19 protein-coding genes and 1 tRNA gene are annotated in these 22,353 nt (G+C 69.6%); 11 read left to right on the top strand and 9 right to left on the bottom strand.

What is annotated here, in order from left to right; all coding sequences use genetic code 11:
• The first annotated feature begins 61 nt into the window (after positions 1-61).
• The gene (locus RAC69_RS00760) at positions 62-1,357 is read left to right on the top strand and encodes an O-acetylhomoserine aminocarboxypropyltransferase/cysteine synthase family protein (protein ID WP_375084463.1); all 1,296 of its coding nucleotides are present in this window, start codon (positions 62-64) and stop codon (positions 1,355-1,357) included.
• Complete coding sequence (locus RAC69_RS00755) at positions 1,354-2,667, top strand: LLM class flavin-dependent oxidoreductase (RefSeq protein WP_375084461.1); 1,314 nt, start codon at positions 1,354-1,356, stop codon at positions 2,665-2,667. Before RAC69_RS00760 ends, RAC69_RS00755 begins: the two co-directional genes overlap by 4 nt.
• Before the next feature lie 20 nt (positions 2,668-2,687).
• Here the strand turns inward: RAC69_RS00755 and RAC69_RS00750 are convergent, their stop codons facing one another.
• Positions 2,688-3,185, bottom strand: coding sequence for a DUF427 domain-containing protein (locus tag RAC69_RS00750; RefSeq protein ID WP_375084459.1), 498 nt, complete (start codon positions 3,183-3,185; stop codon positions 2,688-2,690).
• Positions 3,186-3,221: 36 nt separating this feature from the next.
• Here RAC69_RS00750 and RAC69_RS00745 point away from each other — a divergent pair, with 36 nt between their 5' ends.
• The gene (locus tag RAC69_RS00745) at positions 3,222-3,815 is read left to right on the top strand and encodes an LON peptidase substrate-binding domain-containing protein (protein ID WP_341934628.1); all 594 of its coding nucleotides are present in this window, start codon (positions 3,222-3,224) and stop codon (positions 3,813-3,815) included.
• Positions 3,816-3,820: 5 nt separating this feature from the next.
• Here RAC69_RS00745 and RAC69_RS00740 read toward each other — a convergent pair whose 3' ends face one another.
• Positions 3,821-4,825 carry a TerC/Alx family metal homeostasis membrane protein gene (locus tag RAC69_RS00740; RefSeq protein ID WP_375084457.1) on the bottom strand — a complete coding sequence of 335 codons (1,005 nt, stop codon included), beginning with the start codon at positions 4,823-4,825 and terminating at the stop codon, positions 3,821-3,823.
• Positions 4,826-5,002: 177 nt separating this feature from the next.
• On the opposite strand from RAC69_RS00740, the gene RAC69_RS00735 reads away from it, so the two are divergent.
• The 4 genes from RAC69_RS00735 to RAC69_RS00720 are packed head-to-tail and all read left to right on the top strand — an operon-like array spanning position 5,003 to position 8,782.
• Positions 5,003-5,671, top strand: coding sequence for a TIGR00645 family protein (locus tag RAC69_RS00735; protein WP_341934630.1), 669 nt, complete (start codon positions 5,003-5,005; stop codon positions 5,669-5,671).
• Between the two features lie 36 nt (positions 5,672-5,707).
• Positions 5,708-6,289: an RNA polymerase sigma factor gene (locus RAC69_RS00730; RefSeq protein WP_375084455.1), complete on the top strand. Its 582-nt coding sequence runs from the start codon at positions 5,708-5,710 to the stop codon at positions 6,287-6,289.
• Positions 6,286-7,395: a DUF4349 domain-containing protein gene (locus RAC69_RS00725; RefSeq protein ID WP_375084454.1), complete on the top strand. Its 1,110-nt coding sequence runs from the start codon at positions 6,286-6,288 to the stop codon at positions 7,393-7,395. Before RAC69_RS00730 ends, RAC69_RS00725 begins: the two co-directional genes overlap by 4 nt.
• 55 nt (positions 7,396-7,450) lie before the next feature.
• On the top strand, positions 7,451-8,782 hold the full coding sequence (locus tag RAC69_RS00720) for an acyltransferase (protein ID WP_375084452.1): 1,332 nt from the start codon (positions 7,451-7,453) through the stop codon (positions 8,780-8,782).
• 88 nt (positions 8,783-8,870) lie between these two features.
• On the opposite strand, the gene RAC69_RS00715 is transcribed toward RAC69_RS00720, so the two are convergent.
• A tRNA-Glu gene (locus RAC69_RS00715) sits at positions 8,871-8,943 on the bottom strand.
• A 152-nt stretch (positions 8,944-9,095) separates the two neighbouring features.
• On the opposite strand from RAC69_RS00715, the gene RAC69_RS00710 reads away from it, so the two are divergent.
• Entirely contained in the window at positions 9,096-9,734 is a 639-nt protein-coding gene (locus RAC69_RS00710; RefSeq protein ID WP_341934636.1) for an MBL fold metallo-hydrolase, read from the top strand.
• A gap of 2 nt (positions 9,735-9,736) precedes the next feature.
• Positions 9,737-10,621: an aminoglycoside phosphotransferase family protein gene (locus RAC69_RS00705; RefSeq protein ID WP_375084451.1), complete on the top strand. Its 885-nt coding sequence runs from the start codon at positions 9,737-9,739 to the stop codon at positions 10,619-10,621.
• A gap of 4 nt (positions 10,622-10,625) precedes the next feature.
• Here RAC69_RS00705 and pepN read toward each other — a convergent pair whose 3' ends face one another.
• Together pepN and RAC69_RS00695 are read right to left on the bottom strand one after the other, a co-directional pair.
• Entirely contained in the window at positions 10,626-13,103 is a 2,478-nt protein-coding gene (gene pepN / locus RAC69_RS00700) for an aminopeptidase N (protein WP_375084449.1), read from the bottom strand.
• A gap of 68 nt (positions 13,104-13,171) precedes the next feature.
• Positions 13,172-14,131 carry a DNA topoisomerase IB gene (locus tag RAC69_RS00695; RefSeq protein WP_341934639.1) on the bottom strand — a complete coding sequence of 320 codons (960 nt, stop codon included), beginning with the start codon at positions 14,129-14,131 and terminating at the stop codon, positions 13,172-13,174.
• Positions 14,132-14,310: 179 nt separating this feature from the next.
• Here RAC69_RS00695 and RAC69_RS00690 point away from each other — a divergent pair, with 179 nt between their 5' ends.
• Positions 14,311-15,300 carry a hypothetical protein gene (locus RAC69_RS00690; protein ID WP_375084448.1) on the top strand — a complete coding sequence of 330 codons (990 nt, stop codon included), beginning with the start codon at positions 14,311-14,313 and terminating at the stop codon, positions 15,298-15,300.
• An 18-nt stretch (positions 15,301-15,318) separates the two neighbouring features.
• Here the strand turns inward: RAC69_RS00690 and RAC69_RS00685 are convergent, their stop codons facing one another.
• Genes RAC69_RS00685 through RAC69_RS00670 form a run of 4 tightly spaced genes read right to left on the bottom strand, consistent with a single transcriptional unit; the run spans position 15,319 to position 20,675 of the window.
• Positions 15,319-17,211: a helix-turn-helix domain-containing protein gene (locus tag RAC69_RS00685; RefSeq protein WP_375084446.1), complete on the bottom strand. Its 1,893-nt coding sequence runs from the start codon at positions 17,209-17,211 to the stop codon at positions 15,319-15,321.
• Between the two features lie 40 nt (positions 17,212-17,251).
• Complete coding sequence (locus tag RAC69_RS00680; RefSeq protein WP_375084445.1) at positions 17,252-18,049, bottom strand: enoyl-CoA hydratase/isomerase family protein; 798 nt, start codon at positions 18,047-18,049, stop codon at positions 17,252-17,254.
• Positions 18,049-19,314 (bottom strand): CaiB/BaiF CoA transferase family protein, encoded by a 1,266-nt coding sequence (locus tag RAC69_RS00675; RefSeq protein ID WP_375084443.1) that lies wholly within the window; start codon positions 19,312-19,314, stop codon positions 18,049-18,051. Before RAC69_RS00675 ends, RAC69_RS00680 begins: the two co-directional genes overlap by 1 nt.
• Positions 19,311-20,675: an MFS transporter gene (locus RAC69_RS00670; RefSeq protein WP_375084441.1), complete on the bottom strand. Its 1,365-nt coding sequence runs from the start codon at positions 20,673-20,675 to the stop codon at positions 19,311-19,313. Before RAC69_RS00670 ends, RAC69_RS00675 begins: the two co-directional genes overlap by 4 nt.
• 290 nt (positions 20,676-20,965) lie before the next feature.
• Between RAC69_RS00670 and RAC69_RS00665 the strand changes: the two genes are divergently transcribed.
• A complete protein-coding gene (locus tag RAC69_RS00665; protein WP_375084439.1) occupies positions 20,966-22,342 on the top strand; it encodes an MFS transporter in 1,377 nt (458 codons plus the stop codon).
• The last annotated feature ends 11 nt before the right edge of the window (positions 22,343-22,353 follow it).

Here is a 22,353-nt window from a genome sequence, read left to right as displayed (position 1 = left end):
TCCGCGCGGCGAGTCACGCCGTGACACAGTACTGTGACCCGCACCATCGAGAGGCACCCGCATGACCGACGACTCCCTCGGCTTCGCCACCAAGGCCGTCCACGCCGCCCGGAATCAGCAGCCGGCGGCGTCGCGCGCGACCCCGATCTACCTCACGGCGGGCTTCGAGTTCGACGACTTCGATCACGCGGCCAACCACTTCGGCACGGGCGACGGCTTCGGGTACACCCGCACCGGCAACCCGACCGTCCGCGCGGTCGAGCGGCAGCTGGCCGCCCTCGAGTCCGGCACGGACGCGGTCATGGTGGCGAGCGGTCAGGCCGCCGTCGCCACCGCGCTGCTCACGGTCGCCGGAGCCGGAGACCACATCGTCTCATCCACGCACATCTACGAGGGGACGCGCGGGCTCTTCCTCGACAACCTCACCCGCTTGGGGATCGAGACGAGCTTCGTCGACGACATCAACGATCCCGACGCATGGCGAGAGGCCATCCGGCCCAACACTCGAGCCCTGTTCGCGGAGTCGATCGCGAACGCGCGGAACGACCTGCTCGACATCGCCGCCGTCAGCGCGGTCGGTGACGAGGCCGCCATCCCGCTCATCGTCGACAACACCCTCGCCACCCCGTACCTCTGCCGTCCGATCGAGCACGGAGCAGCGATCGTCGTGCACTCGGCGTCGAAGTTCCTCGCCGGGCACGGATCGGTACTCGGCGGTGTGCTCGTCGACGACGGGCGGTTCGATGCGGCGAAGGCGGGACACAACGCCCCGCACCTCGTGCTGCCTGGGCGCGGTGGCCTCGCGAGCGTGGCTGCGCGACACGGCGGCAACGCACGACTCGCGTACGCCCGCGAGTCGGTCGCTCCGCGATTCGGGGCATCGCCGTCTCCGCTGAACGCCTTCCTCATCGGGCAGGGCGCCGAGACGCTGGGCCTCCGCGTCGAGCGGCAGTCGCGCAACGCGCTGGACGTGGCCCGCTGGCTCGCCGCGCAGGACGCCGTCGAGAGCGTCGATTACCTCGGCCTCGAGAGCCACCCTCACCACCGTCTCGCCGACACCTACCTGACCGGCGGATACGGGTCGATCTTCACGTTCACCCTGCGCGGCGGGCTCGAGGCAGCGCGCGCCTTCGTCGAGGATGTCCGGGTCTTCACGCACATGACGCACATCGGCGACGTGCGCTCTCTCGTGCTGCACCCCGGCACCACGAGCCACGCCTCGCGCACGGACGAGGAGCGCGATGTGCTCGGCGTCCGTGCCGGCACCCTGCGTCTGTCGATCGGCATCGAAGACGTCGCCGACCTCATCGCCGACCTCACGCGCGTCCTCGCACCCGCCCGCGAGGCGGTGGCATGAGCAGGCCTCAGCACTTCGGGTGGTTCCTCGCCCGCGGATTCGGACCGCAGGGATGGGGCTACCCCTCGCTCGACTGGGGCTACGACTGGACGCGCCCCGAGATCTACCAGGAGGCGGCACGCACCCTCGAGCAGGCCGGCTTCGACCTCGTCATCATCGAGGATGCGCCGTCGATGGGTTCGCCAGAGACCATCGACCTCCGGGTGCGGCATGCATTCGGGGGACCCAAGCACGACCCGCTGCTGCTCGCGCCGTATCTCTTCCAGACGACACGTCACCTCGGCGTGGTGCCCACCGTCAACCCCGCGGCATACCTGCCGTACACGGCCGCGCGCCAGTTCGCGACGCTGCAGCACCTGAGCGGACACCGCCTCGGCCTCAACGTCGTCACCGACACGGGCAGCGCCAGGCACTTCTCGGACGCCGCGCAGCTCGGCCATGACGAGGCCTACGACCGTGCGGAGGAGTGGCTCGACGGCATCCGTTCCCTCTGGCGCAGCTGGGAGGAAGGAGCGCTCGTCGCCGACCGGTCGACCGACGTGTACGCCGACGGAAGCCGGCTCTCCGCGACGCAGCACCGAGGCGAGTACTACTCCTTCGACGGCCCGCTCAACGCGATCCCCTTCACCGACGGGGAGCCGGCCATCGTCTCCCCCGGCGGGTCAGGGCGCGGCCTCGGTTTCGCCGGTGCGAACTCCGACGTGCAGCTCGCGCTCGCCCCTCTGAACGAAGCGTCGGTCAGGGCGTACCGCGCGAAGATCCACGACGCCGCCGTCGCCGCGGGGCGCGCACCGGACGACATCAAGATCCTCTTCGCGATCCAGCCGGTGATCACCGCCTCCTCGGAGGAAGCAGACCGCATCGTCGCCGCGTCCGCCCACCCCGACGACGCCGCGCTCGTGCAGATCGCGCGCAAGCAGTCGAGCGACCTGGAGACCGATCTCACGGCGCTGGATCTCGACCGTCCGCTCGACCTGTCGATCTTCGGACCGCACGTCTCGCGGGGCAGCATCCAGCGCCTGGTCGGAGACCGCGGTGACGACGCACCGCTCCGCGCGCACCTCACCGCGCTGGCCAAGGCGGGTCGCATCACCGACCGGTCAGGGTTCGTCGGAACGGCAGAGGAGTTCGCCGACCTCATCGAGGAGCTCGGCGACTGGGGCAACGACGGCGTGCTGCTGTGGGGCGACTTCCACCCCGTCACGCTGCACCGCACGCTCGACGAGCTCGTCCCGGTGCTGCGCCGCCGCGGCATCCTGCGCCGGGAATATGTCGAGGGCGGACTCCAGGCGAACCTGCGGGCCTTCTGAGCGCGGTTCCGACTGTCGGGCTACCAGCCCATCGAGCCCGGGATGCCCTTGAAGGGACCGGCGACCGTCGAGGTCACCCACCCGCCGTAGAAGCCTCCCGGCTGCGGGGTGACGACCTCGTCGCCCACCGTGCACGCGTCCATCGGCGCGGCGTACACCGCGACCCTGTCGGAGAGCACCTTGAAACCCGGCGACGGCTGCGGATAGTTCCACGCGGCCCCCGCGGCGACCACGCCGCCACCCCGCACGTCCAGGTACCGAGCCGCTCCTTTGAACTCGCAGAACGACGACCCGGGCGCGTCGACGAGAGCGCCGTCGACGAAGTCGGCGATCGGCAGGTAGTACACCGGCGGGTGGCTGGTCTCGAGAACGCGCACGGCATCCGTCGTGTCCGCGATGACCTGGCCGCCCAGGGTGATCGTGACGCGCTCCGCCACGCGCTCGACCCGGGGAGGACGGGGGTAGTCCCAGACGGATTCCTGTCCGGGGCCGGGAGTGTCGGGGCGGGGTCTGCGCATCTGTTCACTGTACGTCGCGCGGTGTTGACTGGGGTCATGACTGCGATACCGATGTTCCCGCTCGGCTCGGTGCTGTTCCCGTACACCCCGCTCCCCCTGCGGGTGTTCGAGCCGCGATACCTCACGATGATCGGACACCTGCTCGACGACGACGACCCGCAGTTCGGCGTCGTGCTCATCGAGCGCGGACACGAGGTGGGCGGGGGCGATCGACGAAGCGGCATCGGCACCATGGCTCGGCTGGTGAGCGTGACGGCCGGCGCGGAGGTGCTGCACACCGTCGCCGTGGGGACGCAGCGCTTCACGATCGACCAGTGGCTCGACGACGACCCCTACCCGCGCGCCGCGGTGTCGCCGCTGGCCGACCTCAGCTGGAACGACGCGCTGACTCCGCTGCGCACCGAGGCGGAAGCGATCGTGCGGCGCGTGCTCTCCCGGGTCGACGGACGGTGGGACGCCGATACCGAGATCTCCGACGATCCGCTCGCCGCTTCCTGGCAGCTCGCCGCGATCGCTCCGCTCGGCGAATACGACCAGTTCACGCTGCTGCAGTCGACCACGGTCGGAGCCCTGCTGCGTCAGGTCATCGATCTCACGCTCGAGGCGGAGCAGCTCTGGTCAGCGGGGTGAGGCGCTCACTCGACCGACGGCGCGATCCGTTCGGCGCGCTTCTCGCGAGCGGATGCCACGAGGCTCGCGACCGTCGCCACGGTCATCGAGACGACGATTACCCCGAGCGAGACGAGGTTGTCGATGTCGGGCACCCACTCGACGTGCCGGCCGCCGTTGATGAACGGCAGCTCGTTCTCGTGGAGTGCGTGCAGGATGAGCTTGACGCCGATGAACCCGAGGATCACGGCGATGCCGTAGTGGAGGTAGCGCAGGCGGTCGAGCAGGTCGCCGAGCAGGAAGTACAGCTGCCGGAGACCCATGAGCGCGAAGATGTTCGCCGCGAACACGAGGAAGCCGTTGGTCGTGATCTCGAAGATCGCCGGGATCGAGTCGATCGCGAAGATGAGGTCGGTCACGCCGATCGTGATGAACACGATGATCATCGGGGTCCACATGCGCGTGCCGTCGACCGTGGTGCGGATCTTCGAGCCGTCGTAGGTCTCGCTGATGTCGATGCGGCGACGCAGCAGCCGGACGATGAAGTTCTCCCGCTTGACGTCGTCGTCGTGCTCGCCCTCCGGCATCGCCTGCTTGATGGCGGTGTAGATCAGGAAGGCGCCGAAGATGTAGAAGATCGGCGAGAAGTGCTCGATGATCGTGACGCCGACGAGGATGAAGGCGCCGCGGAGCACGAGGGCGATGATGATGCCCACCATCAGCACCTGCTGCTGCAGCCGACGCGGCACCGCGAACTGGGCCATGATCAGCACGAAGACGAAGAGGTTGTCGACCGAGAGGCTGTACTCCAGAGCCCAGCCCGTGACGAAGTCCCCGGCGTTGCGCCAGCCGGCGACGTTGCCGAGGATCACGGCGAAGAGCAGCGCCAGCCCGACGTAGAAGACCACCCAGAGGGTCGACTCCTTCGTGGACGGGATGTGCGGGCGCAGACGGATGAGCAGCAGATCGCCGAGCAGGATGAGGCTCAGCACCACCATCGAGGTGATCTCGAACCAGAGAGGGATGTCCACAGTCACACGGGACCTTTCGGGAGGCACGGAAAAGACCGAAAGTCTCTCCCCCGCACACAGGTGCGTCGCGCGCCCGGAGCAGCTTCGCCGATGCTCGTGATGACGTTACGCGCGGATCCGGGATACTCCCCCTCGCGATGTCCATGCTAGACCCGCAGCCGTGGTGGAATGGTCGCTGTGACACCGACTTCTCCCATCGACAACGCCGGCCCCGTCGCCGCGCCGCTCGAGACCACCGCTCGCAACCCGTGGGCCCGGTCCATCGGATCGCTCATCTTCGTGAGCCGCTGGCTGCAGGCGCCTCTGTACATCGGCCTGATCATCGCTCAGATCGTCTACGTCGTCGTCTTCATGGTGGAGCTCTGGCATCTGATCGTCGACGATGTGATGCACAACATCACGCACATCAACGAAGCCACGATCATGCTGAGCGTGCTCGGTCTCATCGACGTGGTGATGATCGCGAACCTGCTGATCATGGTGATCATCGGCGGCTATGAGACCTTCGTGTCGCGCATCAACACGGACGGGCACCCCGATCAGCCCGAGTGGCTCTCGCACGTCAACGCGAACGTCCTGAAGGTGAAGCTCGCGATGGCGATCATCGGCATCTCCTCGATCCACCTGCTGAAGACATTCATCGCCGTCGGCAACATGGACGAGGACGGCATCAGCAAGGCCGAGGCCGCCGGGCTGGGCAGTTACACGCCGACCGGCGTGCTGTGGCAGGTCGTGATCCACATGGTCTTCATCGTGTCCGCCCTGGCCCTCGCCTGGATCGACAAGATGTCGCAGAGCACCATCAAGGCCGCGCAGGCCGGCGCGAGCGGCACATCCGCGCACTGATTCTGAGACGATAGGGCATCCGCCGACACTTTCCGGGTGAGAGACACCGAACGGAAGCAGGATGCCGTGCAGACGAGTGATCAGAGATGGGTGGCGCAGGCCGCAGCAGGCGACGAGAGCGCCTTCCGCGAGCTGTACCGCTCGTATGTGCGACCGGTCTACTGGATCGCCCACGGGATCGTCGGTGCACCCGCCGATGCCGAGGACGTGACGCAGGAGACCTTCGTCACGGCGTGGCGCAAGCTGCCAGGACTCGAACTCCAGGGCGAGTCCGCGCTGCCGTGGCTCGCGACGATCTGCCGGTTCCAGGCGGCCAACCGCCTGCGCCAGCGTCGTCGTGACCAGGCTCACACGGCGGATGGCGTCGATGAGACGCTGCCCGCGACCGTGAGCGTCGAGGAGCAGGTGATCACGGCCGCCCTTGCCGACCGGATCGCGGAGGAGGTCGGGACGCTCGGCGAGCTCGACCGGGAGATCTTCCGGCTCTGCGCCGCCGAGGGCTATGCGTACCAGGCCGCCGCCGAACAGCTCGGGGTCAGCCATGCCATCGTTCGGAACCGTCTCTCGCGAGTGCGCACCCAGTTGCGGGGTGCCGTCAAGGAAGCGAGCGACGCATGAACGACAAGACCCCTGACCTACCGGAACTCTCGAACGAAGCCGTCGCCCGCATCGAGGGCGCCGTGTTCGACGAGATCGCCGCGGAACGGCCCCGCCCTGCGCCGACCGCCGACCGCTCGCGCGTCCGCCGTCGCCGCTGGTTGACCGGGGCCGGCATCGCCGCAGCCTTCGTCGTCGGCGTGCTCGTGACGCCGCCCATCCTCGACAGCGTGGGAGGGAGCGCGGCGAGCACGGCGGAGGGCGGTGAGATGCTCACGGGCGGTACTGCGCAGGACTCGAGTGGGGGTTCACCCGATCGCAGCGCCCCTCAGGGCGTTTCGGAGGCCGCACCGGGGGCCGATACCGCAGTGGTCGTGCCGGGCGCCGTGGACGGAGCGGACCGCGAGATCGTGGCGACCGGATACGTCACCCTCGAAGTGAAGGACATCGCGAAGGCGGCAGACGAGATCAGCACGCTCGCAGAGGAACGGGGCGGCTACATCGAGAGCACCGAGGTCGGGAGGAGTCTCGCGGTCGATGACACCTCGATGCCCGCGCCGCCCGACTCCGGGTACGGCTGGATCAGCATCCGGATCCCGTCCGCCGACCTGACCGCGGTCATCGACCAGCTGGGCGACTCCGGCGAGGTCGTGTCGTCATCGATCTCGAAGCAGGACGTCACCTCGACCGCGATCGACCTTCGAGCCCGCGTCGACGCCACGAAGGCGTCGGTCCAGCGGCTGACGGAACTCATGGCGCAGTCGGGCAGCGTCTCGGAGCTCATCGAGGCGGAGGTCGCCCTGACCGACCGCCAGGCGCAGCTCGAGTCCTACGAGCAGCAGCTCGCCGCCCTCGACGATCAGGTGGCGATGTCGAGCGTGCAGGTGCAGCTGACGAAAGCGGGCGCACCGACCACGGCCGACCCGGCCGGCTTCGGCGACGGCCTGCTCGCCGGCTGGAACGGTCTCGTGGTCTCGCTCAACGCGCTGGTGATCGCGATCGGATTCCTCCTCCCGTGGCTCGCGGTCGCCGCCGTCGTGGCGCTGATCGTCTGGCTCGTCCGTCGCGTCCGTCGGCAGCGCCGCCTCGCGCGAGCTGATGCCGCGCCAGCTTCCTCTGACGACTGACGACGGACGACGGAAGAAGCGGGCCGTGACGACGCCCGCCGCTAGAGTCGTCGGCATGAGCAGTGCCGCCACCGATACGACCGCCCGCGCGATACCGGTCGGACGCGATCTCACTCTCGACCTCGCCCGCGTCGTCTGCGTGGTGCTGGTCGTGTTCGTGCACATCCTCTTCACGGGGGTGGGGCGGGCGTCCGACGGCTCGCTGCTGATCGAGCGGACGGTCGAGGCGCAGCCCTGGTTCAGCGCAGCCACGTGGGTCGCGAACATCATGCCGCTCTTCTTCGTCGTCGGCGGCTATGCGGCACGTGCCGGGTGGCGCTCCGCGCAGCGCCGCGGGGAGAGCGCCGACTCGTTCGTTCGCGTGCGCCTGGCTCGTCTCGCTCGTCCTGCCGTGCCGCTGTTCGTCTTCTTCACGGTCGCGCTGGGCGCCGTGCGCCTGCTGGGCGTCGACCCCGCGCTCGTCGATGTCGTCGCGGTCGGCGTCGGCTCGCCGCTGTGGTTCCTCGCCGCCTACCTGATCGTGCAGGCGGCCGCACCGACGATGATGCGCCTGCACGAGAGGTACGGCGCGCGCGTGCTGCTCGTGCTGCTCGGCCTCGCTCTGCTCGTCGACGGGTTCCGCTACATCGTGGTCGGCGGTCTGCTCGGCATCCAACCCGTGCCTCCCGAGGGGTACGGCGCCGGGCAGGAGCTCTTCGGGGTGCCGAACATCGTGTTCGTCTGGCTGTTCGCGCAGCAGGTCGGCTTCTTCCTCTTCGACGGCTGGTTCTCGCGTCGGTCGTGGTGGCAGCTCGTGCTCGTCATGACCGGCGGGTATCTGGCGCTGTGGGGCCTCGTCTCGCTCGACGGCTACTCGTGGAGCATGCTCGGCAATCAGTGGCCGCCGACCACGCCGATGGCGGTCCTCGCGGTGATCCAGGCGGCGGGTCTCACCCTGCTGCACAGACCCCTCACCGCGTTGATGGAGACCCGGGCCGCGCAGGGCGTGGTGTTCGTGGTCGGCTCGCGCCTCATGACCATCTACCTCTGGCACCTGCCGGTCATCATGATCCTGATCGGGATCGAGCTGCTGCTTCCGATGCCGATGCCCGCGCCGGGTAGCGCGGTCTGGTGGTGGACGCGACCGCTCTTCCTGCTGCTCGTCCTGGCCGTCGTCTGGGCGGCGTCGCTGTGGCTCGTGCGGTTCGAGGCGGCGCCGGGCCCCGGCACCCCCCGGTTCCCCGGGATGCGGATCTGCGTGATCGCCGTCCTGGTGTTCATCGCTCCGATCATCGCGATCACGACGTACGGGCTGGATTTTCCGCTCGCCGCGCTCTCGCTGGCGTGCACGGTCGTCGCGCTCTGGCTCACGGGCTCGACGCGGGCGACCGGACGGCCGAACACCTAGCTCCCGCTCGGAGCCGGCGTTCGTCGGGCGGCTCGGGATCTAGAAACGACGAAAGCCCTCGGAGAACCGAGGGCTTTCGCGTGTTGTGTGACCCCAGCGGGATTCGAACCCGCGTTACCGCCGTGAGAGGGCGGCGTACTAGGCCGCTATACGATGGGGCCGTCTTGCGGAGCGTTTCCGTCCCGCGACAACCGTTCAAGTATGCCACGGCGATTCTCACTGCGCCAAATCGAGGCCGAAGGGAGCGGGATCCCGGGCGTGGCGGGCTGTCAAGCCGTTTGCGAGACCGATCGGAACGGAGTTGACTCGGCTCATGCGCGTCACGAAATTCGAACATGCCGCTCTCCGCATCGACAAGGGCGATGACGTCCTGCTGATCGATCCTGGTTCCTTCACCAGCCCCCTCGACGACCTCAGCGGTCTCGTCGCCGTCGTCCTCACACACGAACATCCCGACCACTGGACGCCCGAGCACCTGGACCGCATCCTGCGCGCCGCACCAGGCACGCCGATCTTCGGCCCTGCCGGAGTCGCGAAGGCGGCCGAGGGATACGACATCACCGTGGTCGCTCCGGGCGACACCGTGACGGCCGGACCGTTCGAGCTGCGATTCTTCGGCGGGACGCACGAGGTCATCCACTCGTCGCTGCCCGTGCCCGAGAACGTGGGCGTGCTCGTGGACGGCGAGTTCTACTATCCCGGCGACTCGTACGCGGTGCCCGAGGGCGTCGAGGTGGGAACGCTCGCGGCTCCTCTCGGCGCACCGTGGCTGAAGATCGGCGAGGCCATGGACTACGTGCTCGCGGTCAAGCCGCGCCGCGCGTTCGGCACGCACGACATGACCCTGTCGGTCGCTGGCAAGTCCATGCACCGCGACCGCCTGAAGTGGGCGACCGAGCAGAACGGCGGCGAGTTCTTCGCACTCGAGCCGAACGACTCGCTCGACCTCTGACGGTGGCGGACTCCCCCGCCGCCGAACGCCGCATCGACGAGGACGACGTCCGCGCGCTTCTGCGCGCCCAGAAGGACTCGGCGCGGCTCGCGGACCTCCCGCTGAGGAAGGTCGCAGAGGGTTGGGACAACGCGATCTGGCGACTCGGCGACGAGCTCGCCGTGCGGGTCCCCAGGCGGGCGCTCGCCTCGTCGCTGATCCGACACGAGCAGCGAGCGCTTCCGATACTGGGTCCGCGTCTGGCCGAGCTCGGGATCCGCACCCCGGAGCCCGTGGTCCACGGTGCGCCGACCGAGGCGTTCCCCTGGCCCTGGTCGGTCGTTCCGTGGATCGACGGCACTCCTGCTCTCGGACCGCGGATGCGCGCCAACACGCCGTGGGCGCCGGACCTGGCCCGGGCTCTCGGCGCCCTGCATCGGCCCGCGCCCGCCGACGCGCCGCGGAACCCGGTGCGCGGCGTGCCGCTCCCGGTGCGAGACAGGGCGATGCGGACGCGGCTCGCGCGGCTCGACGAGACGGAGCCGATGCAATCGGCATGGGATGCCGGAGTCGCCGCCGCTCCGGCATCCGAGACGGTCTGGATCCACGGCGATCTGCACCCGGGCAACGTCCTCGTGGTGAGCGGATCTCTCGCCGCGCTCATCGACTTCGGCGACGTCACCTCCGGCGACCCCGCCTACGACCTCGCGGCGAGCTGGCTCCTCTTCGATCCCGAGGGCCGCTCGGCGTTCGTCGCCGCCGCGGCGGGGCGATACGACGACGACACGTGGGTGCGCGCTCGCGCCTGGGCGGCGTACCTGACGGCGGTCTTCCTCACCGAGAGCGACGATCGGCCCGCGCTGCGCGCTCTCGGTGAGCGCGCAGCGCGCGAGCTCGCGTCCTCCTGAGCGACTACTGGGCTGCGCGCACGCGGAGATCGCGAGCGAGGTGATCGCGCTGTTCCACGACGATCCGCCGTAGCGCCGCCGGAGCGTCGGTGTTCTGCGCGAGCCATCCGTCCACCGGCTCGAGCGAGTCCGCGGCCGGGAACATCCCGACGACCAGACGCTGCGCCAGCTCGATGCTCCTCGTCCGCCAGACGTCGGCGATGCGCGCGAAGTACTCGTCATCGAAGCCGGAGATGAGGTCGCGGCGGCCTCCGGCGCGGAAGCCGCCGATCTCGGCATCCAGGTGATCGTTGCTCAGCGATTCATCGTCCCACGCCGTGCGCCACGCCTGCGCGCGAACCGGGGCCTCCGGTCGTGATGCCCTGGCGCGGCGGGCGGCCGTGCGGCCGCTGCCGGTGTCGTCGGCCTCTGCTTCGCGATCGATGTCGGCGAGGTCGGCGTGCCCGGTCGTGGCGAGTCCGGTGAGCAACTGCCAGCGGAGATCCGGGTCGACGGAGAGGCCCTCGGGCGCTCCGCCGTCGAGGATTCCCCGCACCTCGACGTGCCGGACGTCGTCGAAGGCGGATGCCGCGGCGAGGGCGCGCGCCCAGGAGAGCTGCGCGTCGCTCCCGGGCTCGGCATGCTGCAAAGCGCTCCACGTCGCCTCCACCCACAGCCGCTGCTCATCGCCGCGACGAGCGTCGGCGACGAAGTGACGGATGGCGAAGGCCGCGTTGGCGAGCACGCCCACGAGGAGGCCGATGTTCGACTCGGCCGGAGCGTGGGCCCGGACGATCGCGGTGTACCGCGAGGCGGCCAGCTCGCCGTCGCGAGTGGCGTTCCACAGCGACGACCACACGAGAGCACGGGCCAGCGGGTCCTCGATCATCGACAGGGATTCCTCGACCGTGGCGAGCGAGCGCTCGTCGAGACGCACCTTCGCGTAGGTCAGGTCGTCGTCGTTCACGAGGACGAGGTCGGCCTCCGCGAGTTCGACCTCGGTGCGCTCATCGGAGATGTCGAGCGAGATCTGGTCCCGCCGCACGATGCGACCGTCGACGCGGTCGTACAGACCGATCCGCAGGCGATGCGGCCGTGGATCCTGCTGCACGAGCACCGGGCTGTCGCCCGAGCGGTCGAGCCGGAGCGTGGACAGGCCGGTGGTCTGCAACCACGCGCGTGACCACTCGGTCATGTCGCGGCCGGAGACGGCGCTGAGCTGCACGAGGAAGTCGTCGAGCGTGGTGTTGCCGTAGGCGTTGGCCGCGAAGTACCGTCGCGCGCCCTCGAAGAACGCCTCGTCGCCCACGAATGCCACGAGCTGCTTGAGCACCGCAGCGCCCTTGGCGTAGGTGATGCCGTCGAAGTTGAGCTTCGCCGCCTCGAGGTCGGTGATGTCGGCCACGATCGGATGCGTGGTGGGCAGCTGGTCCTGCTGATACGCCCACGCCTTACGGCTCGCGGCGAACTTCACCCACGCGTCATGGAACCGGGTCGCCACCGCCGAGGCATGCGCGCCCATGTAATCGGCGAACGATTCCTTGAGCCACAGGTCGTCCCACCACTTCATGGTCACGAGGTCACCGAACCACATATGAGCCATCTCGTGCAGGATCGTATTGGCCCTGGCGGCTCGCTGCGCGTCGGTCGCCGCGCCGCGCGACAGGTACGACTCGGTGAAGGTCACGAGCCCGGGGTTCTCCATGGCGCCGAGGTTGTACTCCGGAACGAAGATCTGGTCGTACTTGCCCCACGGGTACGGGTAGGCGAAGGCATCCGTGAAGAAGTCCAGGCCCTGCCGCGTGATCTCGAGGATCTCGTCGGATTCGAGGTACTGCGCGAGCGATTGCCGGACGAACACGCCGAGCGCGATGCTCTGGTCGTCGCGCTGCCATGCGCCGTCGACCTTCGTGTAGGGGCCGGCCGCGACCGACGTGATGTAGCTCGAGATCGGAAGCGTGGGGGCGAACTCCACGCGCTGCACTCCGACGCCCACGTCGACGGAGGTCGCCGACTGGTTCGACAGCACCTGCCACCCGGCCGGCGCATCGACGACGAACGTGTACGACGCCTTGAGGTCGGGCTGCTCGAAGCACGCCATCACCCGTCGGGAATCGGCCGGTTCGTACTGGGTGTAGAGGTAGGTGAGCCCGTCGGCGGGGTCGTGGAACCGGTGCAGCCCCTCGCCGGAGCGGCTGTACGCGCCCGTGCCTTCGACGCGCACCACGTTGTCGGCGGCGAGATCGGAGAGGCGGATGCGAGCACCGTCGTAGTCGATGTCGCGCTCCTGGCCGTTGACGACGAGGCGATCGACGGAGAGCCCGATGAAGTCCAGCCAGGTCGACTCGTCCGTCGAGGAGAACTCGAGCGTCGTCGTGGTCGGGAAACCCGGGCGAGCCCGCTCGGGTGCGCCCGTCAGATCGAGCTCGATGCGGATGCCGCGCACGGTGATCGCCGCGGATCGCGCGGCGGTCTCCTCGCGGGTGAGGTTGGCTGTGTCCATGGCTCCATCCTGTCATCCGGCCTCGCCTCGGCCGCCCCGGCCGAGCAGGCGCGGGCGTCCGACGGTGATCACTTGCCGAGCAGTCGTCTGATCGCGGTCTCCGGAGATACCGAGAGATCGAGGGTTCGACCGCGCGCGTAGAGACGGAACACCCGCGGGTCGATATAGCTGTTGCGGGCGACGGCGATCGTGTTGCCCAGGGCGGACGCCGTCGCCTGCACGGCGAGCCGCTCCGCCTTGCGGCGCTCGTTCTTGCCCTCGAGCGGACCGATCCGCGCGAGGGCGTCGGCCGCGAGGATCGTCCCGTGCAGCGTGCGGAAGTCCTTGGCGGTGAACGCCGCCCCGGCGACCTCCCGCAGGTACGCGTTGATCTCGTTCGACGTCAGCCGCACGCGTCGGCGGCCCTTGCGATACGCGAGCAGCGTCGCTCGCGGAGAGCCCACCGCGAACTCCGACAGCGCCTCGGCGAGCGGCCCGTCGGTGATCTCGATCGACGCGAGCTGCTTGCTCTTCGCGGGGAACTCGAGCGCCACCGTGTTCCCGTCGATCCGCACGTCGCGGCGACGGAGGGTGCTCAGGCCCCGACTTCCGTGCTTGACGAGATAGCGCTCCGAGCCGATCCGCAGAGCTCCGTCGTCGAGCAGACGGAAGGCGACGGCGAGAGCGCGCTCCTTCGACAGCCCCGGTTCGCCGATCGCGCGGGTCACCCGTCGGCGGGCCGAAGGCAGGGCAGCCGCGAGGCGGAGCGCTCTGGCGAACTTGCGTTGGTCGCGCCCCGCGCGCCACAGCGGGTGATAGAGGTACTGGCGACGGCCGGCGTCATCGGTGCCGACGGCCTGGATGTGCGCCAGCGGATCGGCCGCGATCCACACATCGGTCCAGCGCGGCGGGATCACCAGATCCTGGATGCGTTCGCGGTCGGCCTCGGCGACCGGCTGGTCTCCGGCATCGAGATAGCGGAACCCCGACCCCGAACGCACACGACGGATACCCGGCTCCTCCCCCGGAACCACTCGTGTCAGCGCCATGCGCAGCCTCCCTTGATCGGTCGTCTCGGCACGGTATCGACGATGCCCGACGCCACCGCGGGCGGAAAGGGCGTGGCGTCGGATGCGGGCGATCTGATAGTGCGCTCCGCATCTCTAGGCAGCTGCCGACGCCCGCCGCGGATTGTCGACGGCGACGCTCGTCTGCCATCCTCATGTGTATGACGATGTCACTCGATCAGTTCCGTGAGGCCCTCAAGCGAGCGGACATGCGCGGCCCGCTGGGTCTGCAGCTCAGTGACGTCGAAGCGCAGCAGGTCGCCGACGATCCGGCATCCTCTCAGGGCTGGTACGCCTACTGGCTCTCCCTCCAGCCCGCCGCCGCGCAGCAGACTCCCCCGCCACCCGCTGCGCCGTCCGTCTCGCCGGAACCGGCTGCCGGCGCACCCGCGGCCGCGCCGGGCTTCGACGCCGCACCGCCGCCCTTCTCCCCTGCCCCGCAGCACGCCCAGACGCCCACGTCGCCGTACCCGGGCGTTCCCACCGCGCCGTACCCGGGCGCTCCCACATCGTCGTACCCCGGTGCACCGGCACCGGACGCACAGCCGACGGCGGCGTACGCTCCGACGGCGGTGACCGCCGGCGGCGACCCCGGCTCCCCTTCTTTTGCAACCACGCAGTATGCCGGGATGCCGTCGGACGGCGCCCCGGCGAAGAAGCGCAACGTGGGTCTGTGGGTGACTCTGTCGATCCTCGGTGCGCTGCTGCTGATCATCGCCATCGTCGTCGTCACGGCCTTCACGACGGCACGGCACTGGACCAAGGTCGACGTGCCGGAGCAGCCGGAGACCTTCCACAGCGAGGAATACGAGACCGGTCGCTACGACGTCTCTATGGACACCGTGAACCCCTGCTACGTCAACCAGGACTGGACCGACTGCACCAACCTGCTGCAGGCCAGCTACGACGCGAACTGCGCCGGTGTGGAGCTGACCGAGACCGCAACGGCGATCTGCGCGGACTACAGCAACGCGATCAGCCAGATGCGGGCGCAGGACAGCGAAGGCGCGTACGTCGCGACACTCGGCACGTATGGGAATCTGACGCGGACGCCCGAGATCGACACCCGACAGGTATCGAACGACGACTACCGTCCCGCCGAGACCCACGAGGCCGTCTGCTACCTCGGCTTCCTCGGAGAGTGCGAGTGACGCGTCGCCGGGCCGGCCTCAGCGCAGAGCGCGTCTGAGCAGTTCGAGACGCACGGCCGCCTGAAGTCGAAAACGGAACTCCGCGTCGTCGGCCTCGCCCGCGAGGAGCGACCAGATGCGATCCAACCGCTGCTGCACCGTGTTCGGGTGCACATGCAGCGCGGCGGCCGTGGCCTGTCTGCTCTCGCCCCGGTCGAAATAGGCGCCGAGGGTCTCGACGAGCACTGTGCCTCGTCGCTCGTCCCACGCTCGCACGGGCCCGAGCACACTGTCGACGAAACGAGCCGCGGCGTCAGGGTCGCCCGAGGTCAGCACGTGGTACGGGGCGAAGTCGGCAGAACGCACCGTGACGCCGCGGATGCCGAGCGGATCGAGGAAGCGCAGATCGCGGGCCGCACGGTCGACGGACGACCTCAGCGCCGCCACGCCCTCCACGGCGGACACGACTACCGCGGAGAGACCCGGATCGCCGAGGCGGTCCGCGAGCACGCGTCGCACGCGCTCGGTGACGCCCTCGACGTCGACGGTGGTCCATGCCACGACGAGTCGGTGGTCACGCACCGCCACCACTCCCTCGTCGCCGACCGCCTCCGCGGCCAGCCCGAGGGCTCCCTCGTGTCCGCGCACATCCAGCACCGCGGCCGCCACGACGGGCTCGGCGAGCTCGACGGCCAGTGCCGCGGCGTCGGCATCCCCGTCGAGCACTGCGGCGAGCACGCGGGCCCGACGCTCCGCTCGGATCGCCGAGACGGCGTCGCGCTTGAAGGAGACGAGGGCTGCGACCTGCGCGGCACGCTCCATCGTGAGACGCGCGACGTCATGGGTCGCCGCGTCGGCGTCTTCGGCGAGAATCGCCCCGAGGACCCGATCGACGCCGATGATCGCGACGACCAGCCACCGGGCGCCCTCCTCACCCTGCACGAGCACGGCATGACCGCTCGTCCTGCTCTCACGGATCGCGTCGCCGAGTGATCGTCGAGACGGGAGCGCAGCCCGGGTGTCCGCGCTCGCGTCGAGCGGGCGGCCAGCCTCGTCGACCGCACGGACCAGGCGACCGAGACGATCGGAGAGCGTGGAGACGAGGTCGATGACGGTGGCACCCGACATCACCGCCGCCGTCAGCTCCTCATGGATGGCTCCGACGACCCTCGTCGCCGACACGTGCCGCTCGAGTTCGCGGTAGGCCTCCTCCGCGTGCGCACGCGCTGCCGCGCTCTCCGCGAGCACCCGCGCGCTGTGCAGGACGGCCGCGGCGTGGTCGGCGAACGCCGAGAGCAGCAGCACCTGATCGGGGGTGAAGTCATGCGAGAACCGGTTGCAGGCGAACAGCGCGCCGAGCACCTCGTCGCCGATGGCGAGAGGAACACCGAGGAACGAGACCAGTCCCTCCCGCTCGACCGCGGTGTCGATGCCCGCGTCGTGCGGAGCTTCGGCCATGTCCGGGTAGCTGCTGACCCACGCCGGCTCGCGCGTCTCCGCCACGAGACTCGCCAGCCCGTAGCCGGCAGGCACCAGCAGGTCGCGGAACTCCGGAGTGACGGTGCCCGCCGAGTACCGCACGCGGAGATCGCCCTGCTCGTTGTCGACCTCGGACAGGTACGTGACATCGGTGCCCATGAGCTCGTGCGCCCGCTCCACGAGCCGGCGCAGCACGTCGGTCACGTCCTGCAGTCGCACGAGCTCGCGCGCGGTCGAGAACAGCGCCTCGAGCTCGGTCGCGCGCCGACGCAGTCGCGCGGTCTGCTGCTGGGAGTCGCGCACCGCCGCGACGAGCTGGTCGCGCTCCTCGGCAGGCACGTCGGCCTCGACGAGCATCCTGCTCACGGCCGTCGTGCGCTCGCCCGGCTGCGCACGCGTCGCCGCGAGGACCTCGCGCACGAGCGCGGCGGGGCTCACTGCTGTGTCGGTCAATGCGTCTCCTCGGGCAGCGACGATCGGGACTGCCAGCAGTCTATGAGGGCGAGCCGACCCGCATCGCCGTGCGCGACGGGAACGACGGCGGCCGTCGCGTCGCGAACGCGTCGAGACCCTCACGGGCGTCGTCGCTCGCGAACGCCTGCTGACCGAGAGCGGCCTCCTGCCGGAACGCCTCGTCCTCCGGCAGGTCGGCGAGGGCGCGCACGGCGCGCTTCACCGTGGCGATGGCGGTCCCGCTGCGTTGCAGCAGCTCCTCCGCGAGTCCGATCGCCTCGTTCATGAGGTCTGCTCCGGGTACGACGCGGTTCACGAGGCCGTATCTCAGCGCCGTCTCCGCATCGATGCGGGTGCCCCGCAGCATCAGGTCCATGGCGAAGGCGTACGGGATCTGACGGATCAGTCGCACGAGCGTGCCGCCGGCCGGGACCACGCCCACCCCCGTCTCGGGCAGGGCGAACTGCGCCTCGGCGGCTGCGAGCCGGATGTCGGTCGACAGCATGATCTCGAAACCGCCGCCCAGGCACAGTCCGTTGATCGCCGCGATCACCGGCTTCTCGAGGGTCGAGTGCTTCTGATGGGCGGCATCCCACTCGCTGATGTCGAACCTCTCCGCGGTGAGAGCGGGGATCGACTCCCCGAGGTCGGCCCCCACGCAGAAGGCCCTGTCGCCGGCCCCCGTGAGCACCGCGACCCCGATGCCCGGATCGTCGCGGACCTCGGCGAAGGCGGCCCCGAGCTCGTCGTACATCGACAGTGTGAGCGCGTTGAGCTTCTCGGGGCGGTCGATCGTGATGATCCCGATACCGCCGTCGCTCTCCAGCCGGATCGACATCAGATCGCACCCTCCGCACGCAGTGCCGCGACGTCGTCCGGCGCGAACCCGAGCAGGTCGGCGAGCACCCGGTCCGTGTGCTCGCCGCGCGCAGGCGCCGCTCCCGACGTCTGCGGCGGCGTCCGGTCGAGCTTCACGGGCGAGCCGAACGTGCGCAGCGATCCGTGGCCGGGGTACTCGGTCTCCACGATCATGCCCCGCGCCGCGATCTGCGGGTCCTCCACGACCTCGCCGATGTCCTTGACCGCGCTCAGCGGCACCAGGTCGCCGGCGAGGCCCTCGAGCTCGGCCTTCGTGCGGTCGGCGAACCATCCCAGCACGAGCGGGCGCACCTTCTCGCGGTACACGTCGGCATCGAACCGCGTGGCCATCGCCTGCAGGTCGGGGTGGTCCGCCCAATCGGCCGCGCTTCCGAAGGTCTCGCACGAGATGCGCCAGAACTTGTCGGTGTATCCGCCGAAGAACACGAACCCGTCCTTGCAGGGGAACAGCTCGTACGGGCGCACGAACGGGTGCTCGTTGCCGAGCGGCTCCGGCACGATGCCCTCTGCCGTGTACGACACGACCGCGTTCTCGGTGAGGGTCAGCACCGAGTCCTGCTGCGAGATGTCGACGAGCTGCCCCTCGCCCGTCTGCTCGGCGTGCCTGAGCGCCGCGAGGATGCCGATCACCCCGTACAGGCTCGCCGCGAGGTCTCCGATGATCGTCCCGACGCGCGTGGGCGGTCGGCCCGCCTCCCCGTTCATCGACCACAGGCCGCCCGTGGCCTGCGCGCTGTTGTCGTACGCGGGACGCAGCCGATACGGACCGGTCTGCCCGTACCCGCTCAACGCGGCGTACACGAGGCGAGGATTGACCTCCCTGAGCCGGTCGTACCCGTGTCCGAGCCGCTCCATCGTGCCCGGGCGGAAGTTCTCGACGACCACGTCGGCCTGTCGTACGAGCCGGTCGAGCACCTCGGCGGCGCCGGGGCTCTTGAGGTTCAGGGTGACCCCCAGCTTGTTGCGGTTGAACTGGGCGAAGAAGCCGCTCAGAGACTCGCCGTCCGTGCCGGGCAGCAGCGGCGGGAAGGTGCGGGTGTAGTCGGGGTCGTCGGGGTTCTCGACCTTGATCACGGTGGCTCCGAGATCCGCGAGGATCATCGAGCAGTACGGCCCGGCGACCACACGCGTGACGTCGACCACCACCACCCCCGCCAGGGACCCGGGCGCGGCGTCGATGCCGGCCCATCCGCTCAGGAGGTGGCGCGTGGTGTCGTCGATCATCGGGTGATTCCTTCGGTCGTGGATGATTCGCCGTCGCGTCCGGCAGCGCGACGGGTGAGGCGGTGCAGCACCGTGACCGAGATGAGCGTCACCAGTCCCGCGACCACCATGTAGAGGGCGATCGCCCAGGAGCCGCCGAACACGTCGAGCAGCTCGAGGTAGATGATCGGCACGAACGCCGAGCCGGCGATGGTGCCGATGCCCAGCGCGAGCGACATGCCCGTGTAGCGGATGCGCACGTCGAACGCCTGGGCGTAGAGCACGCCGAGGGTGCCGTAGGTCGCGCAGAAGCCGACCGTCGTCGCGATGTACGCGACGTACGCGGCGAGGAGGCTGCCCGTGTCGATGAGCCAGAAGGCGGGGAACGCGAGCACGACCGAGACGACGGTGCCCGCGGCGAAGACCCGCGCCACGCCGAAGCGGTCGGCGAGCCGGCCGGCGAGCGGGAGTCCGACCAGCGCCAGCACCGAGCACACCGTCGCGATCGTCAGCATCTCCGGCTGGGTGTGACCGACGAAGCGGGTGCCGTACGTGAGGCTGAACGTGAACAGCATGTAGAACACCGCGCCGATGACGGCGAAGCTCAACGCCGCGAAGATCACCTGACCCGGGTGCGTCTTGAGCGTGTCCCACAGCGGAACACGCGCCTCGCGTCCGGCTTCGCGCATCTTCTCGAACTCCGGGGTCTCGGTGATCCGGAGCCGGATGAACAGGCCGACGAGCACCAGCACCGCGCTGATGAGGAACGGCACCCGCCAGCCCCACGTCGAGAACGCGTCACCCGGCAGCGCCACCAGCGGAAGGAAGACGAGCGTCGAGAGCGTGAGCCCCAGAGCGAGACCGACCTGCGGGAAGCTGCCGAGGAAGGCGCGACGCCGCGGCTCGGCGTGCTCGACGACGAGCAGGACCGCACCGCCCCACTCGCCGCCGAGGGCGAACCCCTGCACGAACCGGAGCACCATCAGCAGGATCGGAGCGGCGATCCCGATCGCGGTGTAGGTCGGCAGGAGGCCGATGAGGAACGTGGCGACGCCCATGAGAACGAGCGACAGCACCAGCATCCTCTTGCGTCCGATCCGATCGCCGAAGTGCCCGAAGATGATGGAGCCCAGTGGACGGCCGAAGTAGCCGACCGCGATGCCGCCGAAGGCGAGGATCGTGCCGACCAACGGGTCGTAGTCGGGGAAGAACAGGGAGTTGAGGATCAGCGCGGCGGCCGTCGAGTAGGCGAAGAAGTCGAACCACTCGACGGTTGTGCCGACGACGCTCGAGGCGACGATGGTGCGGATCTGCGAGGACGGGGCCGGGTTCGGTTCCGAGGATCCGGTCGATCCGCGCGGGGCGGTGGATGCCGATGTCATGGGTGCGTTCCTTCCACGGCGTCCTCGTCGACGCCGTGGCTCCAGCGTGTCAGCGAGCCGCCTGCGCGAACCATGGCCCGCGCCACCACATCGGCGCCGTTCCCGTGGCTCCCGCGCACACGGTGGTGCGCAGCGACAGCGCGGTGAGCAGCCGACGCTCGCACGACGGTGTGGACTGAGCCCACCATCCCGACCCGATGGTGTGCTCCGCGCACATGAGGTCGCGAGTCCGGTTTTCCTAGCCTGGAGATCGCCGCCGACGACCGGCGTGCCCGACACAGTGGAGTGCCATGGACATCGACATCGCCGACGACATCGACCGCCCCGGACTGGATCCGCGAGACCAGCGACGCCGAGCCGTGATCGGAAGCTCGGTCGGAACGATCATCGAGTGGTACGACTTCACGCTGTACGGTCTCGCGTCGGCCCTCGTGTTCGCGCCGCTGTTCTTCCCGGGCGGGGGCGACTTCGCCGGGCTCCTCGGCGCTTTCGCGACGTTCGCCGTCGGTTTCGGCGCGCGTCCGATCGGCGGCTTGGTCTTCGCCCACTTCGGCGACCGCATCGGTCGCAAGGGCACGCTGCTCGCGACGCTGCTCATGATGGGTATCGCCACCACGCTCATCGGGCTCCTGCCGACCGCGGAGACCATCGGCATCTGGGCGCCGATCCTCCTCATCGTGCTGCGTCTCTTCCAGGGCGCGGGCGCCGGGGCCGAGTTCGCCGGCGCCATGACCATGGCCAGCGAGTCGTCGGACACGCGGAACCGCGCGTTCATCGCCGGCTTCCCCGGAGCCTCCGTCTATCTCGGCATGGCTCTCGCGACCTCGACGTTCGCGCTCATCAGCCTGCTGCCCTCCGACCAGTTCCAGGCGTGGGGCTGGCGCATCCCGTTCATCGCGAGCATCGTGATCGTCGCGTTCGCCCTCTACTTCCGTCTGCGCGTGAAGGAGACGGCGGCGTTCGAGGCGGCGGAGCGTGAGGGCACCGTGTCGCACGCGCCGCTCGCCCTCGCGGTGCGCTCGCACTGGCGCACGCTGCTCGCCGGTATGGCGTTCTTCGTGTTCGCCCTGCCGTGGGTGTACATCGTCCAGACGTTCTCGATCTCGTACACGACCGGCACCCTGACCGTGAATCCCACGCACGCGCTCATCGGCCTCATCGTCGCCGAGCTCCTCACCATCCCCGCCACCCTCGGGTTCGGGAGGCTCGCCGACCGGATCGGCCGCAAACCCGTGCTGCTGGGCGCCGCGATCTTCGCGATCGTGTTCGCGTTCCCGCTCTTCCTCCTGTTCCAGACCGAGAACTCGGTGCTCGTCGCGCTCGGCCTGATCCTCGGCCTCGCCATCGTGCAGGGAGCGACGATCGGCGTCAGTGCCGCCATGCTCGCCGAGCTCTTCCCCACGCGCATGCGGTGGAGCGGCATCGCGATCTCCCGCGAGATCCCCGCGGCGCTCGTGGGCGGCACCGCGCCGCTCGTCGCCACGGCCCTCGTCGGGCTCACGGGCGGCACGCCCTGGCTCGTCGCCGCCTACCTCGTGGGCCTCAGCGTGATCGGCGTGATCGGCATCGCGTCTCTGCCGGAGACGCTCCCCCGCGCGTCAGCGACGACGGACGCCCAGGTCGCAGGCGCCACAGCGCTGACCCCGCGCGCGGACAGCCGCCGCTGACCCGCCGACTC

It is taken from the genome of Microbacterium sp. LS_15 (assembly GCF_041954735.1).
In the GTDB taxonomy this organism is placed as follows: Bacteria; Actinomycetota; Actinomycetes; order Actinomycetales; family Microbacteriaceae; genus Microbacterium.
The sequence above is the reverse complement of the archived record's forward strand: the minus strand, read 5'-3'. Positions and strand labels throughout refer to the sequence as shown.